Source organism: Mesorhizobium sp. WSM4848, assembly GCF_055811375.1.
The window spans coordinates 21281-38293 of record NZ_JBVVPX010000028.1 but is presented as its reverse complement, the minus strand read 5'-3'; the positions used below and the strand labels follow the sequence as shown (position 1 = coordinate 38293).

Annotated in this window: 15 protein-coding genes and 1 pseudogene; 4 read left to right on the top strand and 12 right to left on the bottom strand. The window is 61.0% G+C overall.

Annotation, left to right across the window (positions count from 1 at the left end; all coding sequences use genetic code 11):
• The first annotated feature begins 126 nt into the window (after positions 1–126).
• A complete protein-coding gene (locus AC0L16_RS23085; RefSeq protein WP_473623536.1) occupies positions 127–1650 on the top strand; it encodes a serine hydrolase in 1524 nt (507 codons plus the stop codon).
• Positions 1651–1684: 34 nt separating this feature from the next.
• On the opposite strand, the gene AC0L16_RS23080 is transcribed toward AC0L16_RS23085, so the two are convergent.
• The 5 genes from AC0L16_RS23080 to AC0L16_RS23060 form a co-directional block, all read right to left on the bottom strand.
• Positions 1685–1930 carry a MoaD/ThiS family protein gene (locus AC0L16_RS23080; protein ID WP_473623465.1) on the bottom strand — a complete coding sequence of 82 codons (246 nt, stop codon included), beginning with the start codon at positions 1928–1930 and terminating at the stop codon, positions 1685–1687.
• Positions 1930–4194 (bottom strand): xanthine dehydrogenase family protein molybdopterin-binding subunit, encoded by a 2265-nt coding sequence (locus tag AC0L16_RS23075; RefSeq protein WP_473623464.1) that lies wholly within the window; start codon positions 4192–4194, stop codon positions 1930–1932. The genes AC0L16_RS23080 and AC0L16_RS23075 overlap by 1 nt, the downstream gene beginning before the upstream one ends.
• Positions 4195–4210: 16 nt before the next feature.
• Positions 4211–4687 (bottom strand): (2Fe-2S)-binding protein, encoded by a 477-nt coding sequence (locus AC0L16_RS23070; RefSeq protein WP_473623463.1) that lies wholly within the window; start codon positions 4685–4687, stop codon positions 4211–4213.
• Positions 4687–5547 carry an FAD binding domain-containing protein gene (locus tag AC0L16_RS23065; RefSeq protein WP_473623461.1) on the bottom strand — a complete coding sequence of 287 codons (861 nt, stop codon included), beginning with the start codon at positions 5545–5547 and terminating at the stop codon, positions 4687–4689. The genes AC0L16_RS23070 and AC0L16_RS23065 overlap by 1 nt, the downstream gene beginning before the upstream one ends.
• Before the next feature lie 203 nt (positions 5548–5750).
• Positions 5751–6680, bottom strand: a complete 930-nt coding sequence (locus AC0L16_RS23060; RefSeq protein ID WP_473623460.1) for a hypothetical protein — start codon at positions 6678–6680, stop codon at positions 5751–5753.
• A gap of 492 nt (positions 6681–7172) precedes the next feature.
• Here AC0L16_RS23060 and AC0L16_RS23055 point away from each other — a divergent pair, with 492 nt between their 5' ends.
• Positions 7173–8684, top strand: a complete 1512-nt coding sequence (locus tag AC0L16_RS23055) for a glycosyltransferase family 2 protein (protein ID WP_473623459.1) — start codon at positions 7173–7175, stop codon at positions 8682–8684.
• A gap of 36 nt (positions 8685–8720) precedes the next feature.
• Here AC0L16_RS23055 and AC0L16_RS23050 read toward each other — a convergent pair whose 3' ends face one another.
• Both AC0L16_RS23050 and AC0L16_RS23045 read right to left on the bottom strand, forming a co-directional pair.
• On the bottom strand, positions 8721–9713 hold the full coding sequence (locus AC0L16_RS23050) for a polysaccharide deacetylase family protein (RefSeq protein ID WP_473623458.1): 993 nt from the start codon (positions 9711–9713) through the stop codon (positions 8721–8723).
• A 4-nt stretch (positions 9714–9717) separates the two neighbouring features.
• Positions 9718–10440, bottom strand: a complete 723-nt coding sequence (locus tag AC0L16_RS23045; protein ID WP_473623457.1) for a class I SAM-dependent methyltransferase — start codon at positions 10438–10440, stop codon at positions 9718–9720.
• Positions 10441–10926: 486 nt separating this feature from the next.
• On the opposite strand from AC0L16_RS23045, the gene AC0L16_RS23040 reads away from it, so the two are divergent.
• Positions 10927–11919 (top strand): glycosyltransferase, encoded by a 993-nt coding sequence (locus AC0L16_RS23040; RefSeq protein WP_473623455.1) that lies wholly within the window; start codon positions 10927–10929, stop codon positions 11917–11919.
• On the opposite strand, the gene AC0L16_RS23035 is transcribed toward AC0L16_RS23040, so the two are convergent.
• The 4 genes and pseudogenes from AC0L16_RS23035 to AC0L16_RS23020 form a co-directional block, all read right to left on the bottom strand.
• Positions 11895–13142 (bottom strand): ABC transporter ATP-binding protein, encoded by a 1248-nt coding sequence (locus tag AC0L16_RS23035; protein WP_473623453.1) that lies wholly within the window; start codon positions 13140–13142, stop codon positions 11895–11897. The two genes, AC0L16_RS23040 and AC0L16_RS23035, sit on opposite strands and share 25 nt — an antisense overlap.
• A gap of 11 nt (positions 13143–13153) precedes the next feature.
• The gene (locus tag AC0L16_RS23030) at positions 13154–13906 is read right to left on the bottom strand and encodes an ABC transporter permease (protein ID WP_473623451.1); all 753 of its coding nucleotides are present in this window, start codon (positions 13904–13906) and stop codon (positions 13154–13156) included.
• A 419-nt stretch (positions 13907–14325) separates the two neighbouring features.
• Entirely contained in the window at positions 14326–14802 is a 477-nt protein-coding gene (locus AC0L16_RS23025; protein ID WP_473623449.1) for a hypothetical protein, read from the bottom strand.
• Positions 14803–15018: 216 nt separating this feature from the next.
• Positions 15019–15449, bottom strand: a pseudogene (locus tag AC0L16_RS23020) (diacylglycerol kinase).
• A gap of 418 nt (positions 15450–15867) precedes the next feature.
• Between AC0L16_RS23020 and AC0L16_RS23015 the strand changes: the two are divergent.
• Positions 15868–16167, top strand: coding sequence for a hypothetical protein (locus AC0L16_RS23015; protein WP_473623447.1), 300 nt, complete (start codon positions 15868–15870; stop codon positions 16165–16167).
• A 167-nt stretch (positions 16168–16334) separates the two neighbouring features.
• Here the strand turns inward: AC0L16_RS23015 and AC0L16_RS23010 are convergent, their stop codons facing one another.
• Positions 16335–16967 (bottom strand): TetR/AcrR family transcriptional regulator, encoded by a 633-nt coding sequence (locus tag AC0L16_RS23010; protein ID WP_473623446.1) that lies wholly within the window; start codon positions 16965–16967, stop codon positions 16335–16337.
• Positions 16968–17013 lie beyond the last annotated feature (46 nt).

Here is a 17013-nt window from a genome sequence, read left to right as displayed (position 1 = left end):
CACCGCGGACTTCGCTCGGCCGCACATGCGAGGGTTGCCTCGCCTGGGCCTGCCTGTACTATGACCATGTACATGCAGGGGAGGAGCTCAAGCGTGGGGCTGGGTCAGAATTTCCGCCGTTGGGGGATGCGGGCCTTCATCGCCGTCATGGTGCTTTCGCCGCATGCTGCTTCGGCCGACACCATTACGCCTGACCGGATCGCGGCCGCCCTGTCGAAGCTCGAGGCGCTCGCCGAAGGCGTCGTCGCGGATGGTGGGGTGCCTGGTCTCGCCATCGGGGTCGTGCATGACGACAAGGTGGTTTTCCTCAAGGGTTTCGGGCATCGCGAGGCCGGTAAGCCGCAGACCGTCGACGCCGATACGGTGTTCCAGATCGCTTCCCTCTCCAAGCCGGTCTCCGCAACGATAGTGGCGGCGCTGGTCAGCGAGGGTATCGTTTCCTGGGATGCGAAAATCGTCGATCTCGATCCGGACTTCCGGCTGTCCGAGCCCTATCCGACCAGTGAACTCACGGTCCGCGACCTGTTTTCGCACCGCAGCGGACTTCCCGGCACGGCCGGAGACGACCTCGAGGACATTGGCTACGATCGCGCGGAGATCCTGCGTCGCCTGCGGTTCGTGTCGCCATCGTCGAGCTTTCGTGCCGGCTATTCCTACAGCAATTTCGGACTGACCGAAGGTGCCGTCGCGGCCGCGAAGCCGACAGGCAAGTCCTGGGAGGAAATCGCCGAGGAGAAGCTCTATCGTCCGCTTGGAATGGATTCGACCAGCTCCCGTCATGCGGACTTCATCAAGCACGCCAATCGCGCTGCGCTCCACGTCAAGATCGACGGCGTCTGGGCCGCGAAGGTAAAGCGCGATCCGGATGCGCAGGCGCCTGGGGGCGGCGTCAGCTCTACAGTACGCGATCTCTCGCAATGGGTGCGCCTCGTACTCGGCAATGGTGTCTATGCCGGCGAGACCCTCATTAAAGCCGACGCGCTGGACCAGACGCATGTTCCTCTGATGGCTCGCGGCAGGAACCCCGTCTCAGGCGGCCAGTCCTTCTACGGTCTCGGCTGGAATGTCGAATTCGGCCGGCACGGTCTGATCTGGGGTCATGCCGGCGCCTTCAGTGTTGGCGCACGCACCCTGGTGACACTTTTTCCGGAGGAGAAGCTTGGCATCGTCATTGTCGCCAACGCCTTTTCGACCGGCGTGCCGGAAGGGCTGTCCGACAGCTTCGCCGATATGGCCTTTGACGGCAAAATCGAGAAGGACTGGGTCAAGGCATGGGACGACACCTATGCGGGCCTGTTCGGCCCGGCGGTCGCCGCCGCCAAGGCCACCTATGCCGCGCCGCCGTCACCGGCAAGCCCGGCTGGGCCGGCCAGCGCCTATAAGGGCCGCTATTTCAACGACTTCATCGGCGATGCGGTTGTGTCGGGTGAGGGCGACGGCCTTGTGCTCAAGGTCGGGCCGGGCGGTGCCCGGTCCTATTCACTGGAGCATTTCGACCGCGACATGTTCCTGACCTTCCCGGACGCCGAGACGCCGGACAGGCCCTCGGGCGTAGGCTTTGACATCGGCCCCGACGGCAAGGCGTCGGCCATGACCATAGAGTTTCTCGACGATAACAATCTCGGCACGCTGCGGCGCGTGGGTGATTAGTTCCTCTGCGCCTTCGGCCGTGAGATGGTGCCAGTTATCCTCCGGCAAGCCTCGGCAGCAGAAATATCTCGGCGCCTTGCGGCAATTCCTTCGACCACGTATCGCGATAGATCGTCCCGTCGATCGCCACCGCGATTCCCTTCTCGATCAAGGGCTCGAGGCCGGGATACTGCTCAGCCAGCTTTCTGAACAGCTCCCGAATATCCTTCGCCTCGATCTCGACCTTGCTGTTGCCTCCGGCGAGCGCGCCAAGCGATCCCCAGAGCGTTACTTCGACCATCAGCCTCCCCGTTCAGCCTCGATCGCCGCGAGAATGCGCGGCGGCGACATCGGGATATGCGTCATCCGCACGCCTGCGGCGTTCGACACCGCATTGGCGATCGCCGCCAGCGGCGGCACGATCGAGGTCTCGCCGACGCCACGCACCCCATAAGGATGGTTGGGATTGGGGATCTCAAGGATCTGCGTGTCGATCATCGGCAGGTCCGAGCAGACCGGGATGCGGTAGTCGAGGAAGCCGGGGTTCTGCAGCCGCCCGTCCTTGCCGTAGATGTACTCTTCATTGAGCGCCCAGCCGATGCCTTGCGCCGCACCCCCCTGGTACTGCCCCTCGACATAGGTCGGGTGCACCGCCTTGCCGGCATCCTGCACGACTGTGTAGCGCAGGACCCTGGTGGCGCCGGTCTCGGGATCGACCTCGATATCGCAGATATGGGTGGCGAAGGAGACGCCGGCGCCGTCGGCGACGAGCTCGCTGTGGCCGGCGATCGGCCCGCCGGTCTTGCCCGACGCGGCCGCGATCTCCCTTAGGGACAGCGCCGCAAGGTTGCCGTACTTCTCGCCTTTGGCGATGGCGTGGCCCTTTTCCCAGACCACGTCCTCGACCGGGATGTCCCACGTCTGCGCGGCGCGTTCCCTGAGGACCCTGATGGCGTTGCGGGCGGCCGAGATTGTTGCCATCGAGGAGGAGAAGGTGCCGCGGCTGCCGTCCGTCATGTCGTTGTAGCCGAGGCTGGAGGTGTCGGCGACCACCGCCTTGACCTGCTCATAGGCGATGCCGAGTTCCTCCGCCGCCACCAGCGACAGCGAGGCGCGGGAACCACCGACATCGACCGTGCCGACGGCGAGCGAGACCGAGCCGTCCATGCCGATGTTGAGGTCGGTGCAGGTCTGGCCGCCGAAGTTGAACCAGAAGCCGCAAGCCATGCCGCGGCCCTGGTTCTTGCCCAGCGGCGCCTTCATGTGCGGATGGTTCTTCGCCGCTTCCAGCGTCGGGCCGATGCCGATCGGGCCGTATACCGGGCCGTAGGACGATCTGGTGCCTTCCTGGGCGGCGTTCCTGATCCGGAACTCGACCGGATCCATGCCGATCTCCTTGGCCAGCTCGTCGATCGCGCTTTCCACCGCAAACGCCGCCATCGGCGCCGACGGCGCGCGATAGGCCGCCGTCTTCGGCCGGTTGACCAGAACTTCGTAGCCAACCGTGCTGACGTTCTCGAGCCTGTAGCAGGCGAAAGCCGTCATGGCGCCGATCTCGGCCCACATGCCGGCATAGGGGCCGCAGGAATAGCGCAGCGTCGCCTCGGCCGCGGTGATCGTGCCGTCTTTGCGGGCGCCGATTCTGACGTCGATCGAGGTGGCGCTGGTCGGGCCGGAGGCGCGAAACACCTCGTCGCGGGTCATCACCAGCTTGACCGGCCGTCCGGCCTTGCGCGACAGCGCCAGCGCCACCGGCTCGGCCCAGACATGGGTCTTGCCGCCGAAACCGCCGCCGATCTCCGACGAGGTGACGCGCAGCTTCGAGGCTTCCATGCCAAGCAGTTGGGCGCAGTGCTGGCGGTAGACGAAATGGCCTTGCGTGCAGACCCAAAGGTCGGCGGTGCCGTCGGAGCTGACATTGGCCACGCAGGCATGCGGCTCGATATAGCCCTGGTGCGTCTGCTCGGTTTTGAAAGAACGTTCGACGACGAAATCGGCCTGCCCAAAACCCTGATGGACATCGCCATGGCCAAACTGGGTGCGCTTGGTGACGTTGGAAGGCTTGACGGGCTTTTCCTCGAGGCCCTCGGTAAAGATGGCGTCGCTGAGCAGGGGTGCCGTGTGCTTCATCGCCTCGTCGACATCGGTCACATGCGGCAGCACCTCATAGTCGACCTCGATCAGCTTCAGCGCCTGCCTCGTCGTGCGGGCGTCGACAGCGGCAACCGCGGCCACCGCGTGGCCGTCATAGAGCGCCTTCTTGCGCGCCATGCAATTGTCGAGGATGTCGTACATGGCGGCATCGCCGTCGGTGAGGTCGGGCAGGTCGGCCGCGGTGATCACCGCCTTCACGCCGGCGAGCTTCTCCGCCTTCGAGGTGTCGATTCTCCTGATCGCGGCGTGCGCGTGCGGGCTTCTCAGAACACGCCCGACCAACTGGCCGGCCATGTTGAAATCCGCGCCATAGCGTGCACGGCCCGTGACCTTGTCGACGCCGTCGGGGCGGAGGGGACGCGTGCCGACGGCGGTGAAATTGCGTCCGGAATAGCGCGGATCGAAGTTCATCGTCAGGCTCCCTTCATCACACTTGTTTCATTAAGATGGCCGCGTCCTGGACGGCGCGCACGATCTTGTCATAGCCGGTGCAGCGGCAGAGGTTCCCGGCGAGGCCGAAGCGGATTTCCTCCTCGGTCGGGTCGGGGTTCTTGGCCAAAAGGTCCTTCGCCGCGATCAGGAAGCCCGGCGTGCAGACGCCGCATTGCAGCGCTGCGTGCTCGAGGAACTTCTGCTGCAGCGGATGCAGCCTGTCGCCATGTGCCATGCCCTCGATGGTCTCGACGCGCCGGCCCTCGGCCTCCGCGCCAAGCACCAGGCACGAGCACACCAGCCGGTCGTCGAGGATGATGCTGCAGGCGCCGCAGTCGCCGGTGCCGCAGCCTTCCTTGGCGCCGGTCAGCCCGAGGCGGTCGCGCAGCACGTCGAGCAGCGTCTCGTCCGGCTGGCAAAGGTATTCGACATTGTCGCCGTTGATCGTCGTTGAAACTGCTACACCAGCCATCACTTGCCTCCTGCACGCGCATAGGCGGTCGTAGCGGCCCGCCTGGCCAGCACACCCGCAACTTTTCTTCTGAACTCGACGGTGCCCCGCTTGTCGTCGATGGGACGGCAGGCCCCGGAGCAGACCTTGGCGAGCCGCTCAAGTGCTGCTTCGTCCAGCTTCCTGCCGATGAGGGCCTCGGCGGCCTCTTCCACCAGCAGCACCGTCGGCGCCACGGCGCCCAGTGCCACGCGGGCCGATTTGACGACAGCTTGGTCATCGACCGTCAGGTTCACCCCGGCGCTGACCACGGCAATGTCCATCTCCGTGCGTGGAATGAAACGCAGATAGGCATCGCCGGAGCGCGGCGCGCGCCTGTCGAGCAGGATCGCCTCGATGATCTCGCCCTTGGCGAGCGACGTCTTGCCCGGCCCGGTCGGCACTGCCTCTACCGCAACGGTGCGCCTGCCTCCTGGCCCGGCTATCAATGCCATGGCGCCGGCGGCCACCAGCGCCGGCACGCTGTCGGCCGCCGGCGAGGCGTTGCAAAGGTTGCCGACGATTGTGCAGCGACCCTGCACCTGTTTCGAGCCAATCAGCTTGGCCGCTTCGACGACGCCCGGCCATTCCCTCTTCAAGGCCGCGCTCTCTCCCATCAGGGCGCAGGAGACCGCGGCACCGATGCTGAAGCCCTCCGCCGTTTCCCTGATCTCGACCAGTCCGTCGATTGCCTTGATGTCGACGATCAGGTCGGGCTCGATAAAGCCGCCTTTCATTCTCACCAGGAGGTCGCTGCCTCCGGCGAGAATGGCGGCGGTGCCGGGCGAGCCGGCCAACTGGCCAACGGCATCTTCCATTGAAAGCGGACGTATGTAGCGCATCGTCTCCCCTTGATCATCGCAATTTGTCAGCCTGTTATAGAGCCTTGGATCGGAATGGTCATTCGGTTCTGCATGAGCAGCGATTGGGCCAGGCGCCGCAAAATCGCGTCACCAATTTACCTGGCGTGCGCCAGAGCAACTCCACTTCTCGTTGAGACATAGAGCGGCGGGGCGGGCGGGCCCTTTGCCGGCGCGTTCTCAACTCAGGGCGCCGGGCTGAACTGGAGCAATTTGAAGCAATCGCCGCTTCCCGACTTCAACTGCGTCAGGAAGCGTTTTGACCGGTCGATCCATTCCTGGTGCGACCTGGCATCGGCTTCGATCTCGTTGACCGGTCCAAGGTTGACGAAGCTGCGCCCCTGGCTGAGAAGCCAGCACGCACGGCCGAGAAGTCTCCTGCTGCGCTGGCGCAAGAGGTCGGCATCATAAAAGATGTCGAGCACCTCCTGCTTGATCTTTGCCTCCTTTTCAGGATTTGCGATCGCAACCGCGATCGAGTCTCCGCCGATCGCATCCTGCAGGTCCTTGTAGTCGAGGGCGAGCTGAGTGGTGGCATATTTGATCTCGCTCTCATCCCGGACGATGTTGAACCACAGCGTGGGATTGAGTTCGTTGACGACGAACGATGCCTCGAAATCGCGCGATAGGTTCAGGATATCGAACGCCTGAACCTCAACGTCGCGCTCAACCAGAAGGACCCCGGCGACCTGCTTGCCGAGTTCCGCCCCGTGTGCGCTGATCGCGGCATTCGTTCCACCGAGTTCCGGGCTGATGTAAGGCCCGCCGTCATCCAGCAGCGCATCGAATTCGCCCAGGTATTCGACTACGGCTGCCCCGCGAGCAATGCGCGCGGCCAGTTTGGCAAGAACCAGCTGGAGCTCCGTTTCGCGTTTGCGCTGATCCTGATAATTTTGCTGAAAAAAGAAGATGAACAGAGAAACGCCAATACCGATCAGGATGACCCCAAGCTGGGAAAAGATGTTGCGATAATATTCCAGCAGCTTCTCACGATGGCGCATGTCGTGGCGCACGCTGTGCGCCACACGAGAATTGACGATCAGCGAAAGGATCAGCAGCCCGGCACCGACCAGGATGAGGCCGCCGATGAGGAAATAGCCTTGGCCTGAATCCATTCTTTTTGCCGCGTCCCTTAAGCCCAGAACGCGCAGACTAATACCATTCCGTTTCAACGCCTACATGTGCGTAGGGGCGTCAACATCCGGAAAGAGCCCTTTCGAGACCTTCGGGGGCCGTTTTCCGTTCAAAAAAACCGACATGGACACGACCAGTGCTGCTGACCCGTTGGCGACATTCAAGTTTCGGGGGCAAGGGCAGGTCGCGACCCCAATGCGGACGTCGGCGAGGCTCGACAAGCTGTTGTGATGTCGATGCGGCCGCGGAGAGTCGGATCCTGGCGTTCGCGCGGGATCTAGGTGGCTACCTCCACACGCCGGAATACTCCCTCGACGCACCATCGGCCGCTGAGCTGCCTTTTGCCATCTTGAACCGCTCCCCGAAAAAGTTAACCTTCAACGGACTAATTGCCGCCGCGAAGGCGCGCTCACCATCCTGTTCGCGCTATCCTCAAAGGTCACGAGCGTTCGGATGCCTTGGACAGGACCACTATGCCGCAGGTTTCCATAGTCATCCCCGTCCACAATCAGCCCATGCTAATCCTCGAAGCGGTGGCTTCACTTAAGGCGCAATCCCTCGCCGACTGGGAAGCCATTCTCGTTGACGATGGGTCAACCGATGAAACACCCGCCGTGCTTCAGAATCTCGCGTCCCATGACCCCAGAATTTCGCTCTGGTTGCAGACACAGCAAGGTGCTGCTTCGGCCAGAAACACAGGGGCGGCAAAAGCAAAGGCAGATTGGTTGCTCTTTCTCGACAGCGACGACTGGCTCGCTCCTAATGCCCTTGGCTCCCTATTGCGCGTTGCCGGCCAGGATGTGCATCTTGTGCACGCCTTAGGCCTTCGCGTGTGCGGGAGCCGCAGCCAGGATCGATCGCAGGTACACCTGCCCGGGGGCGACTTATTCCATCGCCTTGCATCAACGGCGACGTTTATGGTCCATGCATGCATTTTGAAAAACTCGACCTTTCACGAGCTTGGCGGTTTTGATGAAACATTGATGGGCTGCGCAGACTGGGATCTCTGGCAACGTGTCATCCGGTCTGGCGCCCGCTGCAGGGGCGTTGATGAGTTCGTGGCCTTTTATCGCCAAACAGAATCCTCGCTCAGTACCTACTACGAGCAGGAGTTTCGAGACGGTCTCATCGTCATCGCCCGGGGGCACGGCCCCGATCCCCGAGTTCCAAGACCTCATCCCATGTATGCCGAAGGCGTATCGCCTGCAGAGTTCCCCGCTGCGGCATATCGCTTTGCCAGTTGGTTGGCGGGCCTTGCAATCGCACGCAAGCACTCACTCCAGGGCGTCTTGAGAGGGATGCAAGCTCTTCCTGCCGAGCCCTTGGCAGCTTCTGATATCGGAGCGGCCTTGTTCGACGCCATTCCCATCGGATTAGGCGATTTCAGGCCCAATTGGGAAACCTGCTGGCCTACACTGAAACCTCACCTTCAAGAGTTCATAGAAAGAATTGGCACGATTGCTCACTGCGGGCCTTCTTTCGTGAACGACGTGCTGGACCATACAGAACGTCTCGCCGCTGCCGCTAATGCGTCCGACACCATCGGCGTTGTTGGAAGTGTGGCCTCGCGGGTCGTCCGAGTTCCCGGAGCCATTCCGCAGATCAATCTTGGTCCAGGCATCAGGTCTTTCATTGCCGTCGTTCGCTCCGACCGAGCCGAGATCGGACAAGTGGAAGTCCTCGTTGACCAGAATTTCTCTAGTGCACGTGTTAGGGAGATGATCATCGAGCGGTATTTACGAGAGGTGTTGTCGTCTTACTTGAAAAGATCTCCGTTTTCTATGATTTTTGGAACGACCACACATTTAATCGTTCAGAAGAAACTTATCTCATTTTTTTCAAAGTTTCTAAGAGAGCGCTCGGTGGGTCCTTTGCTCAAGAAGCAGATCTGCCAAGCCGTGATGGCGCAGAATTTCGTACTTCCGATCGTGGAGACTGGCGTGATCGCGACCCGACTGAAGGCCAGATCGCGAGCTGAACAATGACGCCGCGACCGCGCTCGCCGAACATGGGCTTATGCATCAATTGGCGTCCAGATATCCGACAATGCTCTCGTTCGTCATCATGATCCGCGGCAGCACCAGAGGGAGGTCCGTGTTCGCCACAGGTCTGGGGTAGGCCGACACGGCGCAGACCAGCCCCGACTCTTTTGCGCATTCGATGGTCAGGTCGGAATAGTCGCCATAGGGGTAGGCGAATGTGGTGCATGGGCGGCACGACAGGTCCTCGCACGTCCGGCAGCTTTTTTGGATCTCCTTCAGCTGGATGTGCCGATCCCACAATGGGAGGGAAACGTGGGTGTCCGTGTGACCGGAAATGTCCAAGCGCGACCTTCGCGAGAGCATTCGGGCTTCATCAATTGTCATGGGTCGGTGGCCGGTTCGAGGCGCCAAGTCACTGCCGACCTGGCGAGCGAGTGACTCGATTGCTTTGTACTGCACATCAAAAGAGGCCGGCTTCAGAACCTTCCAAAGCTTGAGATAAGCCTGCTCGCGCGCAGTTCGAGGCGGCTCGTGCATAGCTCGCCACCCTCGGCCCAATTGGTAGTCATCGGCCTGTTCACCCAGATCAACATGAGCATCGCGACCGGCGACGACGATGGAGGCTGGTCCTGCGGCCCTGGGATCGAAGATAACCCGTTCGAGAGCATCATTCCAGAACTCGTCGGTTTTCCCGAGCATGGACGTTACCAGAAAGAACGTAGCAGGAAGACCGAGCGTTTCCAGGACAGGCGCCGCGATTAAGGCATTGCACGCGTAGCCGTCGTCGAAAGTAATGGCTGCAGCGTCAGGTGGAAGGCTTCCTTCAATGTGCCTCGATGCGAGCTCGCGCAACGGTAGCACACGTCTCGTCTTTGCGAGGTCCCGCACCTGCTTCTCGAAATTGGTTGGCGAAACGGCGAGTTCCCAAGGGTCCAGGTCCGTTGCAGCGATGCGATGGTACATCAAGATCACCGGCTTGAAGGCGCGGCGACGCAAAACGCCGCGCAACCTTGTCTTGAGCGTCCAAGCCATTCTATTAGCCCTTTGTGGCGCAGATCCCGATGGTGACAGGAAAGTGATGATCCTGCTCGTGTAGCATTTCTGGCTTGAGCTCTTCCGCAGCAATACCTTCGAGAAAGCATACCGCAGAGCAGACGTTTCCATAGACAGCAATATGCGTCGAGTCCGCCCCAAAGACATCCGAGAACAATCGGCGAGCGGAAGCTTCCGTCAGCGACCAATACCAGGTTTCATATTCCTGATGATGATCAATGGGCGTCAGGCCTGGCACCGTTACAAGTACGGTTCCACCGCTCTTGAGGAGCCGGAAGAGCGCAGAAACGGCCTCCTGCAGATCAAAGATGAGATGCAGAGTCTGGGTCAGCACGATCGCATCGAACTTATCGTTCCATTCTGCGCCCAGGTTCGTGAGGTCGCCGACGATCGTCGCGCGGGTATTTTCAGGACGCAAGTCGACGATATCACGCTGTGTCGTTCTCGATCCTCCGAAGCGAGCCGTGTAGCCGTCGTCGACGACTTCAAGCGTTCTACCGTGGATACTTGACGCGTGTTCCGCCAGAAATCTTTCGATGTAGATACGATCAATTGGTGTTCCGCGATCATACCCGAAATCTCGACTGATCGGATCAGTCCGCTCGAAGTCGCCAAAGCGCACCCTTCCGACGCCGGGTGGGCCATATCTCATCAGCCGCCTCAATCGTTTCTTGACGATTTTCGGCAAGAGGCGATGGGCAAGCATCCTACATTTTGCGTAGCGAACTCCCCGGGCGCTCTCAGGCATCACATACTTGTCGGGTCCTGCCAAATGGTTTCACGCCTTGGCTTCGTGCTATTGGGCTGCTGCTCTGAGCGGTGAGTGGCGCACCTTGGTCATCGACCTAGCTCCCGAGGGATGCGAACTCGGCCCGACTACCTTTCGACGTGATTGCAAACCCATGTTACGGGTGTCAGTCGCGGGGCGCAAGACCTTCGTAACCTGGCGAGTGGCCCCGCGCCTCGGGAAGTGCTACGCCCTTTGGACGGCCATGGGAATGCCCACTGTATTGGCCATGCCATAGAGACCGTGGTCAGTTTGCGCTGCCAGGGACCAGAATCCAGCCGAGAGAGCGCGAAGCCTTTGTAAATGATGCATCATCGATCGACACCCCGTAGGGCTTGGGTAAGCTTGTCAGCGGCCCGTCGACAACTCGCTTGCGCAGGGGAATTCCAATAGAAGGAGCTCATCTTGAGCGGTAACTTCAAAGTCAGCATCGTTGTTTGTACGTACAACAATTCGTCTGTTCTCGATCGAACTCTGGATCGTTTGGCGCGGCAATACTGCCGCGATCGATCCTGGGAAGTGCTCGTTGTTGACAACAATTGCACAGATGACACCCAGCTTGTCGTCGAGCGCCATAAGAACGCCAAGCGGATAGGACAGCTGAGCGTCGTGAGCGAACGCCAGCAGGGGCTGACACCTGCGCGCCGCCGCGGCGTTAGGGAAACGGCCGGTGAGTGGCTGGCTTTCGTGGACGATGACTGCCTGCTCGATGAAAGCTGGCTGGCGAACGCGATAGCTTTCGCGGACACACATCCGCGGTGCGGAGCCTTCGGGGGGGTTGTAAGGCCCTACTGGGAGAACGGCGCCGAGCCACTTCCCGATGCTGTGGGCTGGACTCTGGCCTGCCAGGACCATGGGCTCGACGCATGCCGGATTTGGGGGCTGGTCGGAGCCGGGATAGTCCTGCGGCGCGCCGCCCTCGAACAGACAGGCTGGATCGAAACGCCCTTTCTCGCTGACCGCATTGGGCGAAGACTTGTGTCGGGGGGCGACACGGAGATCAGCCTTCGGATTTCAGCGTGCGGGTGGGACTTATGGTACACGCCCGATTGCGTGATTGATCACGTTATCCCCGCCCACCGGACCACGCCAAGTTACCTAAAACGGCTGGCGTTCGGTCTTGGCATCTCGCAGGTACTTGTGGACGCCTTGGTCTGGGAGAGAGGTTTTGCATCCTGCGTTGGGCAATGCGCCCGCTCCGCATTGCGTCAGACGCTTCATGCCGCACAGGCCGTGATCCGCGACCAGGTCCGCGGTCGCGACCGGCGGCCGTCCTCCATCAATCTGCATTTCGCCCTAGGGAATTGGGCCGGCATCGGGCGCCTCGCCTTCAAGCGATCCCTGGTTGGCGCAGTGAGTCGTTCTTCTCCTCCTCAGGTCTCGACCTCGAAGTCGTAGACGCAGGGGATTAGGCCTTCCGTCGGAAGCACGCTTCCATCATGTCCGCCCGGCCTAAGGACCTCGACCCGGCAGGCGTGGTGGACATGATCGAGGATGTCACCTGCAAGGTAGTCACCTGATCTCTGTCCCATCCAGAGCTCGAGGCCGTAGGTTCCCGGCAGCAAGTGCAACTGATCTATCGTGACAATCACCCGGTTCCGGCCGGCGCGCAGCCGGCAGGCATTCCCCAGCAGTGCCGTGTCTGCGTTGACGAGCTTCAGGCCCGAAAGGCTATTGATAACCACGGCAAGACTATCGACGTCGATGTCGTTTTCAGCCTCGATGTCTAGCATGCAACGGGCCGGCCCATCGGTGCAGATCTGGCCCGATGAAGAGCGATCACCACTATCGATGGAGACTCCGAGGAATCGCGCTTTGCCATTGCCGGTCCGAGGTGCCGCCGTGACGTCAATTCGATTGCTCGATCCCGCGAAGTCACCCGCCGAGGTCAGATAAGATGCCACAACCTCCCGCGTTCCGCCGATTGCCTTCACTGATCCGGATTCGAGCCAAAGGCAGCGGGAGCACAGCCGATTGACCGTATCCATGTTATGACTCACGAGGAGCACCGTTCTCCCCCCCTTCGTAACGAGGCTTTCGATCTTGGACAGGGACTTGCGTTGGAAGCGCGAGTCCCCGACCGACAAGACCTCGTCGAGAATGAGAATATCCGGATCGAGGTGGACGGCCACCGCGAAGGCCAAGCGAACGAACATACCACTCGAATAGCGTTTTACAGGTACATCGAGAAAGCGCTCTATCTCAGCGAAGGCAACAATCTCCTCAAAGCGCCTGTCCAATTCTGCTTTCGACATGCCGAGAATGGCGCCGCTCAGATAGATGTTGTCCCGTCCGGTAAGGTCCCCGTGGAAGCCGGCACCAACCTCGAGCAGGGCGCCTACGCGGCCGCGGATGCGGATTTCTCCTGCCGACGGATCTGTAATGCGCGAGAGAATCTTGAGGAGAGTTGACTTGCCCGCCCCGTTGAGGCCGATGAGGCCGACGACTTCGCCCGCCTCGATCGTCAGCGACACGTCGCGAAGTGCCCAGTATTGCGTGCCCTGCGCCCCGGACGCTTCGCCCCGGCCAAGCCACGCGCCGATATTCTCACGCAGCGATGTCGGTCGAGGGTGCAAATCGTATCGCTTGGACAGGTTCTTGATCTCGATCGCCGGATTCATGGATGTCCCGATTAGGCCAAATCGACTGCAGTCCGGGACGCTCTCTCGAAGGCGAGAAGCCCTACCAGGAACAGGCCTACGCTGATCGCTACTGACACGACCGACTGAATTGCCGTTACCCCTGGGGTATTAAGTGCGAGCGACCTCATGCTCTCGATGATCACGGCAAGGGGATTGAACCAGGGGAGCCAGCGAAGGTGAGTCGGGAGGTTAGACAACGGCACGAATACCAATGAGGCGAACATGGCGATCAGGAGCAAGTATTGCATGGCGTGGACGAGATCACGATAGCGTGCCGCAAGCGAGGCCACGCAAAGACCTGCCCCCAGCGTGAAAACGACGAGTTCGATAAATAGGACAGGAATGAGGACGATCCGCCAGGAGTGCGATGTCCACACCCCGCTGACGTGGTAAGCGACTAGAACAATTAAGAAAAGGCTCGTCTGAATGGCCAGTGCGACCAGATTCGACAGACCCACGGCCAATGGAACTGAGCTGCGAGGAAAATAGACCTTTTGGAACAGGTCGGCGTTGTTGACGAAGGTGGCCCCGACCGAGCCGAAGGTCTGAGAGAAGTAAAACCAAGGCGCGAGGCTGCAGAGATTGAAGAGAAACGGCGGGACGCCTTCTGTCGTGACACCGGCACCGCCATTTATGGCGACCGACAGGACGATTGCCATCACAATCGGCTGGATGACGAACCAAAGCGGCCCTAGCATCGTCTGAGCGTATTTGGTGACGAGGTCGCGGCGTACGAGCAGCATGACAAGATCCCGTGCTTGCCACAGTTCGCGCCAGTCGATCCACTCCCATCCTGCATGGACTCGAATGCGCGTTTCTCTCACGCCTAGGCCGCCTTACAGCGTGGCATCCGGTCACGCTCGGCGCAACGAGCCTGGTACGCTGACAGAACAGACTGTCCGATCAGCTCGAGCACGTCCGCTGTCGCAGTCAAAGCAGAATCCCAATTTTTCCCATCAATGTCGGACACGATGCCCGCGCCACCCGAGGTTGCAGCCTCCACTGGTGGTCGTCTTAGCCTAACCGCAAGCGACAATAGCCTTCTCACCTGAACGCCTCGTTCATAACCGCTGGTTGCCCGGCATTTCATCTGCTCGGCGCAGCCATGTATTCCGCTTAACGTCTCCCGGCAAGGATCCGGCCGGGGCGACGGAGCACCGATTTACATGTTGTATCTCACGCACTCTTGGAAATCTACGGTTCGGCGCCGGCGAACGGGTTGCCTTATCATGATGGACGAGTCGTCAACATGGCCCCTAGCGAGATCCAATGAAGCGACGATCGCGGTGCGCAGCTCGATGGAGATTGTGTATCCTCCGTCGCTTCGCGTCTGACCGATGTCGGCGTGATGGACGCGCGGCTTTCCTTTCTCGACACGACATGCGTCGTTGACCGATAGCGGGCGGGATGCAGATAGTTCGACCTCGGAATGACCGCTCATGGGCGCAAAGCGGACTTCGTCCCAGCGCCGCGTTTTCGGCAGCCCAGCCTTCACCCGCCCCGCTTCGCGGACTTCGTCGCCCCAAACCGCAACCCGTGCCACGCCAACATTGACGATCAGCGAAAGGATCAGCAGCCCGGCACTAATCAGGATGAGGCCGCCGATGAGGAAAGAGCCTTGCCCTGAACTGAAATCCATTCTTTTGCCGCGTCCCTGAAGCCCGAGACCGCGCAGACTAATACCATTCCGCTTCAACGCCTACGGGCATCAACGACCGGAAATGAACCCATTTTTGGAACTGGGGCGAGTTGGGGCATCGCCAATCACCCTAGGGTCAAAGCCGCAGAAAATGCGGACCGGAACTTGGGTCGCGACGTGGTCTAAATGATCCCCGGATCGAAACGGGCCGAGCCTTCATTGGTCGCGGTGATTTCTGGCAACCTCGCCACCCGGCGTGAGCCATCTTGCGTCGAACCAGCGGTCCGCCGGCCCGTCATAGGGCAGCCGCGTGATATCCCAGTGGCTGACGAAGCGCGCGTAGGCGTTCCACACCGGTGGACCGCCGCCGATGAAGACGACGCGGCCGGCAAAGCGCTGGAGCGTGTCCTCGGGATCCATGCTGGAGCGAACGACGACAAGTTTCCGATCCGCGCGAGCAAAATCCGGAACGCTCGCGATCGTCTTGGGACCGGCGAGCAAGACGTGTCCTCTGGTGAGGTCGAAAATCGTGCGACGTCGGCGACGAACTCCGGCGACCGGTTGCCTCCCCATGGGAGGCCGCCTTTTAGGCCGAGGTGCCCCGCCTGGCCGATGGCACAGACAACCCTAACGACAGTCTTCTTCATGAGTACCCCACCGATAGCCGGACTGGTCCCATTAGCGACGTTTGCAGGTCATGCGGCGCAACATGTTTCAGTAAGGCGTTGCGTGCGGCAACGCCTCAAACGCTAATATGTGCCTTCATCTCTCAATCGATCGCGCTGCTCGTTCGCCGTGCATCATCACGTGATTTGAAGGGGCCAAGGGCGCGCCTATCGCGACCCTCGACGTTCATCTTAATATACCAGCGACCGTCCATCTCTTCGACGTCGATCGTTGTCTGCGGACGCTTCGGCAATGAGATGGCACCATTTCTGTTAGCCCAACGTGAGAAAAGCATTTCGCGGCACTTCGGGCAAATGCGGCATAGCAAGGTTGCAGCGGTGTTCGGGTGACGAACGACCTCCGAAGCGCTCGCCTAATACTTTAGTTGTAATCTCTCGCGTGTTTGATATCGTGACGGCGGGAGGAGTTCAGATGGCGATGGAGTGCACACCCGCGCCCCAAATGGGCGCCTTTTCAACCATTGAACTGGACCTCTTGAGAGGTGTGGTTCGGGAAATTTTGCGGTCCGGCGAAGCGGAGCTTGACAACGAGGACGCCGAAATGATCGCGCGCGTGGTCATCGCAACCTACAAGGACGGCGCCTCCGGTCGCGAGGAATTGCTTGAAGCCGCCCGGATTGCCGCCAGGCGCTGCGCTCTCGACCATTTTTACGATCGAGCAGTGGGCTTGTTCGCATAGGATTTCGCATCTGACGCAATTCAGGGCGGAGCTTTTCGTTCGATATTTCGTTGCGCGTGTCGATTTCGTCAATCAGCGGGTTGCGACGGGCGCGGCGGCCGGAAAGTCGTCGATGCAATGGCGCAAAGCCGACTTCGTTCTAGCACCGCGCTTTCGGCGGCCAGCCTTTACCCACTACCCTTGGTGCCCTTGCCAGCCCCAAACCTCAACCCGTCCATCAGCAGCGATACCAGCCGGCGCGAGCGGTCGCGCCAGTCCTTGGTGTCGGGTGCCGAGTAGATGCCGCCCAGCGCGTGCAGGACGTCGGAAGCGCTGACATCGCTGCGGATCGAGCCGTCAGCCACCGCCGCTTCGATCAGCCGCCGCAAGGCAAGTGTCACCCTGCCCGAAACGTCGGAGAACAAGGCGGAATTTGTCGAGAGCAGGATGCGCAGGCTTGTCGCCAGCCCGCGCTTGGTGGCGATGTAGTCGACGAAGCGCTGCATCCATTGTTCGAGCGCGACGTCGGGCGGGTGGTGAAGAGCGAGCTCGTCGGCGGCCGCGCACAGGCTTTCCACTTCGCGCCGGTAGACCACCTCGACCAGATGCTCGCGCGTCGGAAAGTGCCGGTAGAGCGTGCCGATGCCGACGCCGGCCTGGCGCGCGATCTCCTCCAGCGAGGCATCGGCGCCATGCGTGGCAAAGGCCGCTGCTGCTGCCTCGACCAGCGCGTCGCGGTTGCGCTGCGCGTCGGCGCGCAGCGGTTTTGCCGCTGTCGCGTCGGGCTCGTCTTTGGCGGTTGCGGGCGGCTGCGAAGCCAAAATTTTCTCCACTGCAAATACGGGGCTTGAACCCGACGGGTCAACC

Bases quoted from the DNA above. Each gene is read 5' to 3' on its own strand.
- AC0L16_RS23085 (WP_473623536.1), top strand. From the start codon at position 127: ATGCGGGCCTTCATCGCCGTCATGGTGCTTTCGCCGCATGCTGCTTCG.
- AC0L16_RS23080 (WP_473623465.1), bottom strand. From the start codon at position 1,930: ATGGTCGAAGTAACGCTCTGGGGATCGCTTGGCGCGCTCGCCGGAGGC.
- AC0L16_RS23075 (WP_473623464.1), bottom strand. From the start codon at position 4,194: ATGAACTTCGATCCGCGCTATTCCGGACGCAATTTCACCGCCGTCGGC.
- AC0L16_RS23070 (WP_473623463.1), bottom strand. From the start codon at position 4,687: ATGGCTGGTGTAGCAGTTTCAACGACGATCAACGGCGACAATGTCGAA.
- AC0L16_RS23065 (WP_473623461.1), bottom strand. From the start codon at position 5,547: ATGCGCTACATACGTCCGCTTTCAATGGAAGATGCCGTTGGCCAGTTG.
- AC0L16_RS23060 (WP_473623460.1), bottom strand. From the start codon at position 6,680: ATGGATTCAGGCCAAGGCTATTTCCTCATCGGCGGCCTCATCCTGGTC.
- AC0L16_RS23055 (WP_473623459.1), top strand. From the start codon at position 7,173: ATGCCGCAGGTTTCCATAGTCATCCCCGTCCACAATCAGCCCATGCTA.
- AC0L16_RS23050 (WP_473623458.1), bottom strand. From the start codon at position 9,713: ATGGCTTGGACGCTCAAGACAAGGTTGCGCGGCGTTTTGCGTCGCCGC.
- AC0L16_RS23045 (WP_473623457.1), bottom strand. From the start codon at position 10,440: ATGCTTGCCCATCGCCTCTTGCCGAAAATCGTCAAGAAACGATTGAGG.
- AC0L16_RS23035 (WP_473623453.1), bottom strand. From the start codon at position 13,142: ATGAATCCGGCGATCGAGATCAAGAACCTGTCCAAGCGATACGATTTG.
- AC0L16_RS23030 (WP_473623451.1), bottom strand. From the start codon at position 13,906: ATGCTGCTCGTACGCCGCGACCTCGTCACCAAATACGCTCAGACGATG.
- AC0L16_RS23025 (WP_473623449.1), bottom strand. From the start codon at position 14,802: ATGGATTTCAGTTCAGGGCAAGGCTCTTTCCTCATCGGCGGCCTCATC.